This window comes from Maribrevibacterium harenarium (genome assembly GCF_006385675.1).
Taxonomy (GTDB): Bacteria; Pseudomonadota; Gammaproteobacteria; order Pseudomonadales; family Marinomonadaceae; genus Marinomonas; species Marinomonas harenarium.
Genome location: NZ_VFRR01000014.1, coordinates 38,469 through 52,628, shown reverse-complemented (window position 1 = coordinate 52,628; position 14,160 = coordinate 38,469). Strand labels below are relative to the sequence as shown.

Below are 14,160 nucleotides of genomic sequence, written 5' to 3'. Positions count from 1 at the left end.
AATGCCTACCCGATCGCCACTTCCATTTGTGGTTTAACTGGATACTGACGCTGTTGGCATTGCGCCTCATATGGCAAGCTCTGTCGAGCTAACCTCTATGTCAAGGCAAAAAAAGCCCACCGAAGTGGGCAAAAGGTAAGGGTGAGCTGTCAGGTCTCGCCTTATTGAGTGATGATCTCTGGCCCCATGATTGCGTATGGTAGCGCAGTAGATAGAGCAGGAATGTAAGTTACAAGAATCAAGAAGACGAACAATACCGCTACAAATGGCATGGCTGCTTTTACTACGCGTGCCAAGCTCATACCGGTGATCCCCGAGGTTACGAATAGGTTTAAACCGATCGGTGGTGTGATCATGCCGATTTCCATGTTTACCACCATGATGATACCTAGGTGGATTGGGTCTACACCTAGCTCCATCGCAATTGGGAATACTACTGGCGCCACGATAACCAATAGGCCTGATGGTTCCATGAACTGACCGCCGATTAATAGCAGGATGTTTACCGCAATCAAGAAGGTAAACCAGTTGAAGCCAGCATCTAGCATCCATTCGGTAATAGCTTGCGGAATGCGCTCGGCAGATAGGGTGTGAGCAAATAGCAAGGCGTTGGCGATGATGAACATCAACATCACAGTGGTCTTGGTGCCCTCTAGCATCACCTTACGAGACTCTTGACCAAATAGAGATGGGAAAAATTTACGTAGCATCAAAGATAGGTTGCGACTCCAGATTGGCATACCCTGAGAGATACAAGTGCCAATCGAAGCATTTAAGTGGGCACCACGTTTTGATACATAGAAGATCGCTAGCACCAAACCAATGGCTAGGCCAACTAAGGCTCGGTAACCTGCGGTGAAGCTCTCGCTACCGGCGAACATGAAGAAAGACATGATCTCCCAAACGAGGAAGAAAGACACGCCATATACAGTGCCGTTAAAACCTACTTTAGCTTCAGGAGCGTCATCTTCGTTAGTCCAGCCGATACCCTGTAGTGGGCCCATGTCGCGGTAAACAAATAACGCGATGAACATGGAGTAGACAGCAGCCACGACAGCAGCTTCAGTAGGGGTGAATACGCCACCGTAGATACCGCCCATGATGATGACAACTAGGAACAAGCCCCAGCCCGCTTCTTTACCGCCTTTGACAAAGTTACCAAACCCTTTCCACTCTTCAGCAGGTAGGTTTTTTACGCGGGCAACCACATAAATCGCTAACATGAGTAAGCCACCAGCCAACAAGCCAGGGATAACGCCAGCTAGGAACATGCGACCTACCGAAACGTTTACCGATGCCGCGTAGACTACCATTACAATAGAAGGTGGGATCAAGATACCTAGGGTACCGGCGTTAGCGATGATGCCGGAAGCGAACTCTTTGGAGTAGCCTACTTGGCGCATACCGGCGATAGCGATAGTACCGATAGCAACCACTGTGGCAGGTGACGAGCCAGACAAGGCCGCGAACATCATACAAGCCAATACGGACGCCATTGCCAAACCACCACGGAAGTGACCGACAGAAGCGATAGCGAAATTAATTAGACGCTTCGCTACACCGCCAGTGGACATAAAAGACGAGGCCAAAATAAAGAATGGGATCGCCAAAAGGGTGTAGTGTTGACCTGCACCAAACAAGGAAATTGCCACCGATGACAAGGAGTCATGGGAGAAAAAGGTTATAAATAGGATGGACGATAAGCCCAACGAAATACCAACCGGAAGCCCGATAAAGAGCAGGGTTAGTACCATGGTAAATAATATGATTGCTTCCACAATAGTCTCCTAACCGCTTAGTCTTTCAAGGCGCCTTTATTTTCTTCAACAAGGTCTGCTGCTTCGTGACCACTGATCAGCATCTCGCGTTTGCCAGTGGCAATCGCCCAGAACGCTTGCAGTGAACGGTAGGACAGCAAGGCCAAACCAATCGGTAATACAATCAATACAATCCAGCGGTGTAGGCGTGGTTTAAGATCAAACCATTCCACCATAAAGGCTGGGTAACGCAGCTCATCTTGACCCAAGCCGATGCGGTACATTTTGTGCCAGTACTCGATCGCTCCACCGCGCACATCAACGCCCAACATAGCTAGCCAAGTAGAGTCCAATAAAATTAAACCGTATAAACAGGCACCGGCAGCACCAATTAACGACAAGGTTTTCGCAATGGGTTTGGGGACAGCGTTAAGCAGTATATCCACGCCGAGATGAATACCGGTTTTGATGCCGTAACTCATGCCTAGCAAGATCAGCCAGGAGAACATCACGGTATTGAACTCCAGTGCGGCTACCCACCCTGTATTAAAGCCGTAGCGGGCGATTACCTGGCCAAAAGACACGGCCATGATCGAAGAGATGACGATTACCAATAGGTTTTCTTCGAGCTTTTCCATGAAAACGGGAAAGCGTTTTTCTAATAGCCAAAGGGCTATGATAAAAATGAGTAGGTACAAATGAGGCCAATATGCCATGACTTTCTCTCCTAAACTTAGGAATACAGCAAAAAATACCCTTCACCCCAGCAAATGGCGCAGGAGCGTGTATTGAACAGGAGTGAAGGAGTAAGAAGACTGGCCCGGCCGGGCCAGTCGTTGCTGCTCGTTATCGGGTGCGCTTAAGCACCAGCAGCGGCATCGATTAGATCTTTGCCGATATCACTTTCAAATTGCTTCCAAACCGGTTTCATCGTCTCAACCCACTCGCTACGTTGTGCCGGAGTTAACGAGTTGATCTTACCGCCAGCTTTCAGGATGTTTTCACGGTTAGCTGCTTCTTTCGCTTTTACCGATTCGTTGGCTTCTTGGGTCACAGCATCAGCAATCGCTAGGAACTGGGCGCGATCCTCATCGCTTAGGCTGTCTAGGAATTCAGAAGAAGTCATGAACAAGTAAGCTAACAACTGGTGGTTCGTTTCGGTGATGCTATCTTGAACTTCGTAGAATTTTTGCGTGTAGATGTTAGACCAAGTGTTTTCTTGACCATCCACAACGCCTGTTTGTAGAGCACCGTATACTTCGGAGAAGGCCATCGCCTGTGGAGAAGCACCCATGGCTGCGATCATTTGTTTCGCTACATCAGACGTTTGTACACGGAATTTCAAGCCTTTAGCATCGCTTGGTACCATTAGTGGTTTGTTGGCAGAGAAATATTTCATACCAGACATCCAGTAACCTAGACCAACGAAACCGGCATATTCATCCATTTCGTTTAGTAGGCCTTTACCTTCAGGTGTTTTGGTAAAGCGAATCGCTGCATCCATATCTTTGAAGATAAATGGCAAGTCGAATACACCGTACTTGGAAGTGTATGAACCGAATTTAGACAAAGATGGCGCAAGCAGTTGCACATCGCCTAATAGAAGGGCTTCAAGCTCTTTTGAATCACCGAATAAAGTAGAGTTTGGGTAAACTTCAACACACAATTTACCGTTCATTTCAGTGTTTACGCGCTCAGCAAAGTTGTTTGCTGCCACTACTTTAGGGTGAGTAGTACCACCGGTTACGTGGCTGAACTTAACCACACGCTCGCCAGAATCACAGTTCGCAGCAGCGGTACCAGCAGTCAGTGCAAGAGCAACGGTTGTAAGAGCTAGGCTGATTTTTTTCATTGTTATACGACTCCAAAGTGCATAGTTATTATTGTGTGCTTGGCCGTAGCCAAACGAGGTTGCGATTTTTCGCGTAGTCTTCTTATATACACATTTGGTGCCAACTATTTAGGTATTTATTTAACTGCTTGTTTTTAAAGAATTAAATTTTAATTTTGGCGGTTTTTTTGAGGGGGCTGCTGAGCTAGAGTGGGGGACATATAACCCATTCACCTTTTTGATATGTGTGGAAATCCGCCTATTTTTCGTAGGTGCTGAGTAACCAAGCAACGTTCTGGCGAGCTTGTTCAATAAAGTCTTTTTTGCCCTTGAAGCCAAATTGCTGGCAGTTGCCGGTATGAATTTCGCCAAAAGCCACACGAGTCAGTAGCAAGATTGTCTCTGTTCGGTTTGAGCTAAGCCAACATGGCTGTAATGCTTGCCACAGCAGGGTTTGTACGGTTTCTAAAGGGCGGGAATAATGGGCAAATAGGCCTAAGTGGTGACGTAAAGTATCGCTCAGGGGAAGACTCTCAGTCGCTTCGCCGAGGGGCTGAGTTAACTGCCAACAGGACACTAAATCCAAGTCTTGAACTCGCAGTGGTAACCCACACACGAAGTGATGGCGGAATTCCGCCACCCATTTGCTCAAGCTCTGTTGTGCTGCGGGCTTGATGGCTCTAGCCATCATAATGGAATAGGTGCCACTGGATTTGTCCTTGCTCACACCGACACGAACCACGCTAAACCCTAAAGATTGCCAAAACGCGAGCACGTCTTTATCAAAGGCGAAGCTGGTACAGAGCATATCGACATTAGCGCTAACGGCTCTACTCTGAATTTCAGCAATCAGTGCACTGCCAATGCCATGACGCTGGTGTGCTTGGCTTACCGCGATGCGACTAACACGCCAATAGCGGTATTGGTAGGCATCACTGTAGCCCCCGTGGGCCAGCATGGATTGGGGGAAAAGATGCCCTCTAGGGCGGCGGGAGCCTTGCTCAATTTGTAATGCTAGCTCTCTTGGTAGCTCCCCTTCGCTGGTGGTAAGGCATACTCCAGCGACTTGCCCCTGCTGTGTTGCAATGAACGTAGTTGCACTAGGGTCATCGACTAGCCACCTTTTATTATCGGGAGTAGTTTGATAGTGGGCGTTCACCAACAGAGAAAAAGTCTGATCCAGTAAATCCGTTTGCTCTAGCCATTGTTGGGAATGATAAGCCTGGATGTTGAGTGTGTTTTCAACCCATTTCTGAGCCACTCTCATGGTGCCCGAAAACAGTAGGGCTTCCAGCCATAATTCCAATGGGTCATTTTCCCCCCAGCGGGTGGGAGTAAGCAGATTATGCTCTATGAAGCTGATCCCTTGCTGACGCAAATATTGGCGAAACTTAATACCAAAGCCCTTGCCTGAGCCTTCATAGCCGTCATTGGTGCTACAGAACACCACATGTTTACCATGACTGAGCAAGCCAACTAATACAGGTACTGGCAGACTGGCGGCTTCATCTATCAGCAGTAAGTCAAAGTGTTGGGTCGAGGCTAATAAACTGTCTGGCGAGAAAAATGGAAAGGGCGAGTTGACCTGCCGACTTTGTTCAAATTGCTCGGCACCGGCGAGGGTTTGCTGGCGACTCGCTGCGCAAACCGCCACGCTATAGTGTTGCTGTTGCCAATAGGCAGCAGCAGCTCCAAGCAAGGTCGATTTACCTCGACCTCGGGCCGCGAGTAATAGCGTCACGGGTGTGCAGGTTAAGCTATTTTGAACGGTCTGCTGTGCTGGGGTGAGTTCTAGGCTCTCTGATTCAACCCCTGGGATGGTAGTAGGGAAATAATCCGTAAACGGCCCCTGCTGTAAGGCTCGGTAAAATAGCTGTTTGTAGGGCTGCGGAACTTGGGCCGACGTGAGTGGCCAGGGTAGGTAACGATCAAGTTGATGATCTGGGGCCTTTAACCATGACAGAATGTTGCCCGTATATAAAGCAAAGATGCCACCGCCTCTGACACAGCCCGCTAATAGACTCAGCTGGCTTAAAGACAAACCCCAGCGTACATCTAGTACCAAAATGTCTAATGTTTGGCCGAGTAATTGTTTAGCTTTAGAGGTCGATATAACGAAACCAAGAGGGATATTGGTCGCTAACTCCTCGTCATCGGTGATTATCGCGAGTTTTGTCGATTGAAATGCCAGTAGCTCAGGTAGCCAGTCGGTCCAATTGGCTTGTAGCCAAACACAATGTCGATGAAGAGAATTGAGCATGGAAAATCCTGAGCAGCAAAAAGGCACGCCGCAGCGTGCCTTTATACTATCACAAGCCGTGAAACCTGTTAGAGTTTGAATTGCGTCAGATTCCGCTGCAGCTCTTGAGCTAACTGGTTAATACGCTGGCTTTCCTGTTGAGAGTTTTTCGCTTCTTTGAGTGTATTCAACGCTTCGTTGCGTAAATCCTCTGCATTGCCACGGATTTGAGTGGCAGCCACGCTTTGCTCTTCAGTGGAAGCGGCCACATTAGCGATGCCCTCAGACACAATGCCCATGGACTGATTGATCTTCGCTAATAGCTCACCGGCATCGGTGGCTTGCTTCACACTCTTGGCAACTTGGTCACGGCCCTGTTGCATGGTGGCAACGGCTGCGCGGCTGCCCTGTTGCAAACGTTCTACTACTTGCTGGATTTCTTCGGTAGATTGCTGTGTGCGTTGCGCCAATACTCGTACCTCGTCGGCTACTACGGCAAAGCCACGGCCTTGTTCACCGGCACGGGCAGCCTCGATGGCAGCATTTAATGCAAGTAAGTTGGTTTGCTCCGCGATGGCATTGATCACATTGACCACATTACCAATATTTTCGGTGCTAGATTCTACTTCTTGTATGGTTTGTGCCGCATGTTCAAAAGAAGTGGATAAACTAGCTACCGTACTTTCGACCTGCTTCGTAGCATTGTAGCCTTGAGTCGTGATCTGATTCACCGAAACCGTCTCTTCCGACACTTCCGTAGAGCTATTCGCCACCTCCTCGATTGAGGCAGAGACTTGTTCAATCGCTGAGGCAACTTGAGAACATGTATCTGTGCTTTGATTTGCGCTCTGGATTAAGTGGGTGTTGGCTACGGTAATGGCTTTGGCTGCATTGAGCAATTCCACACTTGACAGCTGTACCTTGTTAATCAAATCGATTAAGCCATCACGCATACCTTGAATAGATAGCTGCAATTGATGAGTCTCGTTACGACTACTAGGGTCACGGTCTTGAGTAAATCGATAAGATAGGTTGCCTTGGCCAATTTCTTGTACACCATTGGTAATTTCCACCAACGGCTTGAGGGATGACTTAATATGGATCCATAAAATACTAGACAGGGTAATGATCGCAAGAACACAAATTCCGATTACGTAGTAAAGCACAGAGTTGATTTCTTCTTGGTACTCGGCACTGTAAGTCTTGATAGTGACAACCCAGTTCCAGCCATCTACGTGGTTATAAATGGCTTTGGATTCTTCCTGAGCTGTATCTTGGCCAGCGACTTGAATTGTGTAAGTGACTACGCCCTCGTGACCGCGGTGCATTTCTTCGAATGCTGATTTGGCACTTGGGAATAACTCAAACACGTTTTTGCCAATTACTGATTCACTTGGGTGAACCAGTAGCTGACCTTTGTCTTCACCTGCATCGGTAACATAAACATAGCCTTTTTTACCAAAAGTCATCTGTCCTAATTCATCACGGATTGAGGATAAAATTGTTTGGAATGGTACAAGCAGCGCAAAACTGAGCCCGTCTTTACCGGAGATAGGTTGCAAGTGTGCGTAGTAATTAACATTGTTGATACGCCATTTCCCAGTGAAGGTCTTTTTTCCCTCAGGTAGAGAAAGCTGCTTGGGTAGTGCACCTAGTGTTGTAACTAAGACGCTAGCTCCGCTTTTGCTGGTATCTAAAATGGCGATGTCGGCTTTGACGCCTTTCTTCATACTGGCGAGGGTGTAGCTAGCATCGGCAAATGGTCCACCATCAAACTTCCATGCTCCGGCTTGGCCCGTTATATTGCGTCCAAGGTCGTAATTAATGCCACTGGCAGACAGGGAAATAGAATCCCCAATCATGTTGTATTGATTTTCAAGGCGTTGGGCAATTAATTGGGTTTCTACTAATTGGTGATCGGTAACGATACCGTTGAGTTTGTCTTTAAAGAGTTGCTCAATAAAGACAATGAGTACAACAAATATTAGTAAAACTGCAATAAAAGATCCCAATGCGAGTTGATTGGGCAGTGAGATTGAGCGAAGCCGAGCTAGCATGGAGCCACCTTACTTAGTGAGAATGGTTTTCATCCAGAATAATAAATTAGCTATATTTATAGCTCAATTCTCTTACGTTTACTCACAGTTTCATACAGTACATTTACTAATCTATATCAAAAATTTACAAGGTTTTGTCCCCTTGGGGTAAAAAAAAACGGCGCTGCAATTTTATTGCGGCGCCGTTGTCGTGAGCTAAGGGATTTTAGATAACAAATTTATCCATAAATTTATGTACTGGAGTCGCTTCTAATTCCGCTTGGTCTTTACACAGACTGAAGATGTCAGCACAACGAGCAGCAGGGAAGCGAGTTGCTAAGTTGGCTTTGAATTTCTTCTCAAGTAGTGGGATACCCTCGGCGCGACGACGACGGTGGCCGATTGGGTACTCAACAGATACTTCTTCGGTGCTGGTGCCGTCTTTGAAGAAGACTTGAATTGCATTGGCGATAGAGCGTTTGTCGGCTTCTAGGTATTCGCGGGTGAAACGCTCGTCTTCGACGATTTCCATTTTTTCACGTAGCTCGTCAATGATCGGATTCGCGGCATGGAAGTCATCTTCATAGTGCTCGGCGATTAGGTTGCCGAACGCTAGCGGCACGGCTGCCATGTATTGCAGACAGTGGTCACGGTCAGCGGCGTTTGCCAATGGGCCGACTTTAGAGATGATACGGATAGCCGATTCGTGGGTACGAATGACGATTTTCTCGATTTGATCCAAGCGGTCTTTTACCTGTGGGTGCAAGGTCACAGCGGCTTCAGCGGCGGTTTGGGCATGGAACTCAGCTGGGAAGGAGATTTTGAACAGCACGTTTTCCATTACATAAGTGCCGTAATCCTGCGTAAATTTGAACTCACGGTCCGCGTCCGCTTTGATTTTCTGGTCTTTGTTGGTTTTCGAGAAAGACACATCGTAGAAGCCCCATTGCGGCGCGGTTAATACCCCTGGGATACCCATTTCACCGCGCAGAGACATGTCCGCCAAACGTACGGCACGGGAAGTGGCATCCCCCGCCGCCCAAGATTTACGGGAACCGGCGTTTGGTGCGTGACGGTATGTACGTAGTGCGGAACCGTCCACCCAAGCTTGGGAAATCGCTGCCATGATTTGCTCACGGTTGCCGCCCATCATTTTGGCTACTACAGCAGAAGAGGCAACGCGAACTAGGAGTACGTGACATAGACCGACGCGGTTGAAGGAGTTTTCTAGGGCGATAACGCCTTGGATTTCATGGGCCATGATCATGCCTTCTAGCACTTGACGCATGGTCAGTGGTTCTTCGCCACGGGAAACGCGAACCTGAGACAGGTGGTCGGCTACGGCCAAAATTCCGCCTAGGTTATCTGATGGGTGGCCCCACTCAGCGGCTAACCAAGTATCGTTGTAGTCGAGCCAGCGAATAATACAGCCGATATCCCAAGCGGCTTTAACTGGGTCAAGGGCGAAAGAGGTGCCGGGAACACGGGCGCCATTTGGTACGACAGTGCCTTGCACCATAGGCCCTAGGTGTTTGGTACATTCTGGGAAGCGTAGTGCCAACAGGCCACAGCCTAGGGTATCCATCAGGCAGTTGCGGGCGGTATCTAGGGCTTCTTCGCTTTCGATTTTGAAGTTGATAACGTAGTCCGCGATGTCTTGGATGACTTTGTCGTAATCGGGACGGTTGTTTAAATCTACGTTTGCACTCATGTTGGTTCCTCTTCGCTTAATCGCGTTGTAATTCAGATCATTAGCAGCGCTTGTTTCTGCACTACCTCGATATTTATAAGTGGTAGCAGTCGTACTCTCTTAAGCGCGTGCCATGGATGGCGCAATAGGGCGCTTTATCAGGGATGATTAACGCGCCCGGCGTAGAGAGTAACTCTGCTACCACGCCAGATGGTGGTGCTTTTCCACCGGTCTAGTGGGGCGTCCTGCCCCAACGACCTTCCGCGTCATCCTGACGCTGCTGCAAAGCATCCACCATCCAGCTTCATTCTTCGTAAAGGCGGCAGTCATTTCTCTCTTAAGCCCGCGCCATGGATGGCGCAATAGGGCGCTTTATCAGGGATGATTAACGCGCCCGGCGTAGAGAGTATGACTGCCACCCCAGCCAGATGTTGGCGCTGCAAAGCATCTCCATCCGGCTTACTGCCGTTAACTTAATCCCGATCAGCAATATCAACCCAAGCCGCTTTCTCTGGCCCAGTGTAGTCTGCACTTGGGCGAATGATGCGGTTGTTGGCACGCTGTTCCATCACGTGAGCCGCCCAGCCGGTAACCCGTGAACACACGAAAATCGGGGTAAATAACTTGGTTGGGATGCCCATAAAACGGTAAGCACTCGCGTGGAAGAAGTCTGCGTTACAGAACAGTTTCTTCTCACGCCACATCACGGCTTCGCAACGTTCCGAGACAGCATACAGGTGAGTATCACCCACTTCTTCAGACAGCTTTTTCGACCACTGCTTAATAATGTCATTACGAGGGTCCCGTTCACGGTAGATAGCGTGACCAAAGCCCATGATCTTCTCTTTGCGCGCTAGCATTCCCATAATGGCTTCTTCCGCTTCATCGGCGGTTTGCCAAGGCTCGATCATATCCATTGCCGCTTCGTTGGCGCCTCCGTGAAGTGGGCCTCGTAAGCTACCGATGCCACCGGTTACACAGGAGTGCATATCAGAAAGGGTGGAAGCACATACACGGGCGGTGAAGGTTGAGGCGTTAAATTCATGCTCTGCGTAAAGAATCAGAGACGCATTCATCACTTTTTCGTGCAGTGGATTTGGCTGGTCACTGTGCAGCATCGCCAAGAAGTGTCCAGCTAAGCTGTCAACCGACGGATTCACGGTGTCGATACGCACGCCGTCATGGCTATAACGATACCAGTAGAGAATAATCGCCGGGAGAGTGGCTACTAAACGGTCAGCCACGTCCTGTTGTTGGCTAAAGTCTGCTTCAGTTTCCAAGTTGCCAAGGAAAGAGCAGCCGGTACGCATCACGTCCATGGGGTGGGCATCTTTAGGAATCAATTCCAACGCGGCTCGTAGTGCTTCTGGCAATTCACGTAAGGATTTTAACTTAGCACGATAGCCATCTAATTCAGCTTGGTTAGGTAATTTACCGTATAGCAGCAGGTAAGCGACTTCTTCAAAACAGGCTTTTTCTGCCAAGGTTTCAATATCATAGCCGCGGTACGTAAGCCCAGAGCCCGTTTTACCAACGGTACAAAGGGCGGTTTCACCAGCGCTTTGGCCACGCAAGCCTGCTCCTGAAAGTACTTTATCTACCATGTCGTATCTCCATTATTCTTGTTAGCGAGATAAACGCCACCTTACTGCTATGGCGTTGGCCTATTGTTATTTGTCTTTTAGACGAGTGGTTATTTGTCTTGCGAAAATAGCGCGTCGAGTTTTTGCTCGTAGCTGTGGTAGTTCAAGTAATCGTAAAGCTCCATGCGGGTTTGCATGGTATCGACTACGTTACGCTGATGACCGTCATCAAGTAGGTGCTGGTAAACATTTTGTGCAGCCTTGTTCATGGCACGGAAGGCGCTTAGTGGGTACAGCACGATTTCTACTCCGGCAGTGGCGAGCTCTTCTTTGCTAAACAAAGGAGTAGCGCCAAACTCGGTGATATTGGCGAGTACCGGGACTTTCACTGCATCTACAAATTCACGGTATTGCTCAAGAGTCAGCATGGCTTCTGGGAAGATCATGTCAGCCCCAGCTTCAACACAAGCCACGGCACGCTCAATCGCAGACTGCATACCTTCAACCGCTAGCGCATCGGTACGGGCCATGATGACAAAGTTGGCATCGTTGCGGGCATCTACGGCGGCTTTGACGCGATCTACCATTTCAGCTTGGGTGACGATGGCTTTGTTTGGACGGTGACCACAGCGCTTTTGCGCCACTTGGTCTTCGATATGTACCGCAGCAGCGCCAGCGCTTTCCATCTTTTGGATAGTGCGGGCGATGTTAAAGGCACCACCAAAGCCAGTATCGATATCAACCAATAGTGGCAAGCTACTCGCTGCAGTAATACGACGTACGTCTTCTAGTACATCATTCAAGTCGGTCATACCTAGGTCTGGTAAACCGTAGGAAGCGTTGGCCACACCGCCGCCAGACAGGTAAATGGCTTTGTGCCCGGTTTGTTCGGCCATCATGGCGCAGTAGGCATTTACTGTGCCCACTACTTGCAACGGAGCATGTTCTTTTACCGCTTGGCGAAAGCGAGCGCCGGGTGATGCTGTGGTCATACTGTCCTCACTTGTCTTGTTTGACGACTTTCGTTGTTATTTTTGTGCCGAGTGTCGGCTGCTTTTCTCATTCACCACGCTCTCTTGAAGCATGGCTTTCTTTAGTAGGTTGGCTGCGCGACTGATATGTCGACGCATTAATAACTCTGCCAAGTCACCCTCGCGATTGGCGATAGCGTCCAAAATGGCTTTGTGTTCCCGCAATGCTTGGCGCGGTTCTGGGCGGGAGTCCGCCGTATGGCGGCGATACAATTGGATGGTGGCGTATAAATCTTGGTTTAGCAGACGAATCAATTTTTGGTTTTGACTGCCCTGAATAATGCGCTGGTGGAAGTCTTCGTTACCGGACTGGCTGGTGTAATGTTCGTCTTGGTTGTTATCAAGGAACATTTGATGATCATCCAATAGCCGATACAGGGCTTGGATTTCTTCATCAGCCATGGACTCCGCTGCTTGCCGAGCGGCCATGCCCTCTAATGCCTCGCGCATGGCAAAGGTGTCCATTAAGTCGCTCACTTTCAGATCAATAACCCGAGCGCCAACATTGGCGGTGCGTGTGATCAGGCCGAGGCTTTCTAACTTCACCAGCGCCTCACGCAATGGACCGCGAGAAACGCCGTAACGTTTCGCCAACTCTGGCTCGGAAATTTTACTGCCAAGGGCCATAGAACCCTCAACGATGGCTTGGGTCAGCTGTTGTGCCAAGTCATCGGATAAGGTGGCAGATTTGATCGGGGTAACGTTTTCCAAACTTCAGCATCCATCAAAGTGTTAACAATGAGACTGTTTATAGTGTGGAAATCAGTATAGATCAAGGTGGATTGTCGACAATTATACTTAGGTATTAGGTTTGAAATTCATATATTGGTAATAATTGTCGACAATGTTGGGCGCTTAGAGGCTTACCAAGGGATGTCTTTGTGTTCCCAATCTTTATAACTGGCTTCCCCGTCGAGTGGCAAGTTTTCCAACAGGGATAGAAGTTGCGTAGCAACAAAAGCAGGGGTGAACAATTTACCTTCCGGCACCGACCGCTGGAAAGGCTTTGACAGTCTTGTGTCGGTAGTGCCAGGGTGAAACGCCAATAATTTAACGTTTTTCGCGCGACGGCGATATTCTACAGCATAGGTTTTCAGCATCATATTGAGGGCAGCTTTTGAGGCACGATAACCATACCAGCCACCTAAGCCATTGTCGGCGATACTACCAACACGGGCACTAAATACCGTTACAAAGCATGGGGTCTGACCCTTCAGTTTAGGCATAAGAGAGCGTACCCATAGGGAAGGAACGATGGTATTGCTATGAAACAAGGCGCTTAGTTGGTCCGCATGTATTTCCTCTAGCTTGCGCTCTGGAAACAGATCTTCCCCGTGTAATACCCCATTACAGATAAATACTTTAGTGATGGGAAAGCTTGGCGCTAAGGTATCGCAATATTCCTGAATCCTCTTGTCGTCATAATTAAGCTGCGTGGCGGTTACTTTTTCCGGTAAACCATGCAAAGCCGATTGGGAGACGGCATACACTTGTTGGCAACTTTCATCGCTAGCCAACTCATCTATTAAAGCTTGGGCGATGCCACCGCTAGCACCGACGATTAAAGCACAATAGCTCATTTGCTGATCTCCTTAGGATTGCTATTGGGAAGATCACATTGTCCACTAGCACAGCGCCGCTGACCGGTGAGTAATAAGGAGATGGGGACCCGATAGCGGGCAAATACTCGGTAACCAAAATCGGCAAAAAGACGAATGACCGGCCACCGGAGCACCTTTAGAAAAGCGTATTTATTCACTTGCTGCCAGATAGCTACTGTAGCATCTAGTCCTAGCAAAATTTTACCCTCATCGGTTTCGGCGTGGAGCACATCGTAGGCATCCTGCTGATCAATATGAGGATAATACACAGCAAAATCCGGTGCATGTATGTCCGCCAATATCACCTGATTGTGTCGGTCATATTGCTTCAAATGCGCCATCTCTTTGACACAGAGGGGGCATTGGCTATCGTAGAAAACCGTAATCATGTT

At 48.7% G+C, this 14,160-nt stretch carries 11 protein-coding genes; all 11 read right to left on the bottom strand.

The features are described from left to right. Positions 1–161 precede the first annotated feature (161 nt). Complete coding sequence (locus FJM67_RS08795) at positions 162–1,778, bottom strand: TRAP transporter large permease (protein ID WP_140588515.1); 1,617 nt, start codon at positions 1,776–1,778, stop codon at positions 162–164. Positions 1,779–1,795: 17 nt separating this feature from the next. Further along, entirely contained in the window at positions 1,796–2,473 is a 678-nt protein-coding gene (locus FJM67_RS08790; protein ID WP_140588513.1) for a TRAP transporter small permease, read from the bottom strand. A 143-nt stretch (positions 2,474–2,616) separates the two neighbouring features. Beyond that, positions 2,617–3,609, bottom strand: coding sequence for a TRAP transporter substrate-binding protein (locus FJM67_RS08785; protein WP_140588511.1), 993 nt, complete (start codon positions 3,607–3,609; stop codon positions 2,617–2,619). Positions 3,610–3,847: 238 nt separating this feature from the next. Continuing rightward, positions 3,848–5,848: a GNAT family N-acetyltransferase gene (locus FJM67_RS08780; RefSeq protein WP_140588510.1), complete on the bottom strand. Its 2,001-nt coding sequence runs from the start codon at positions 5,846–5,848 to the stop codon at positions 3,848–3,850. Between the two features lie 68 nt (positions 5,849–5,916). Further along, on the bottom strand, positions 5,917–7,884 hold the full coding sequence (locus tag FJM67_RS08775) for a methyl-accepting chemotaxis protein (RefSeq protein ID WP_140588507.1): 1,968 nt from the start codon (positions 7,882–7,884) through the stop codon (positions 5,917–5,919). Between the two features lie 205 nt (positions 7,885–8,089). Beyond that, positions 8,090–9,574: a 2-methylcitrate dehydratase gene (prpD, locus tag FJM67_RS08770; protein WP_140588506.1), complete on the bottom strand. Its 1,485-nt coding sequence runs from the start codon at positions 9,572–9,574 to the stop codon at positions 8,090–8,092. A gap of 452 nt (positions 9,575–10,026) precedes the next feature. After that, positions 10,027–11,157 carry a bifunctional 2-methylcitrate synthase/citrate synthase gene (gene prpC, locus FJM67_RS08765; RefSeq protein WP_140588504.1) on the bottom strand — a complete coding sequence of 377 codons (1,131 nt, stop codon included), beginning with the start codon at positions 11,155–11,157 and terminating at the stop codon, positions 10,027–10,029. An 89-nt stretch (positions 11,158–11,246) separates the two neighbouring features. Next, positions 11,247–12,128, bottom strand: a complete 882-nt coding sequence (gene prpB / locus FJM67_RS08760) for a methylisocitrate lyase (RefSeq protein WP_140588502.1) — start codon at positions 12,126–12,128, stop codon at positions 11,247–11,249. 36 nt (positions 12,129–12,164) lie between these two features. Continuing rightward, positions 12,165–12,878: a GntR family transcriptional regulator gene (locus FJM67_RS08755; RefSeq protein ID WP_140588500.1), complete on the bottom strand. Its 714-nt coding sequence runs from the start codon at positions 12,876–12,878 to the stop codon at positions 12,165–12,167. A gap of 152 nt (positions 12,879–13,030) precedes the next feature. Beyond that, positions 13,031–13,747, bottom strand: a complete 717-nt coding sequence (locus tag FJM67_RS08750; RefSeq protein ID WP_140588498.1) for an SDR family NAD(P)-dependent oxidoreductase — start codon at positions 13,745–13,747, stop codon at positions 13,031–13,033. After that, positions 13,744–14,157: a thiol-disulfide oxidoreductase DCC family protein gene (locus tag FJM67_RS08745; protein ID WP_140588497.1), complete on the bottom strand. Its 414-nt coding sequence runs from the start codon at positions 14,155–14,157 to the stop codon at positions 13,744–13,746. Before FJM67_RS08745 ends, FJM67_RS08750 begins: the two co-directional genes overlap by 4 nt. Positions 14,158–14,160: the final 3 nt, after the last annotated feature.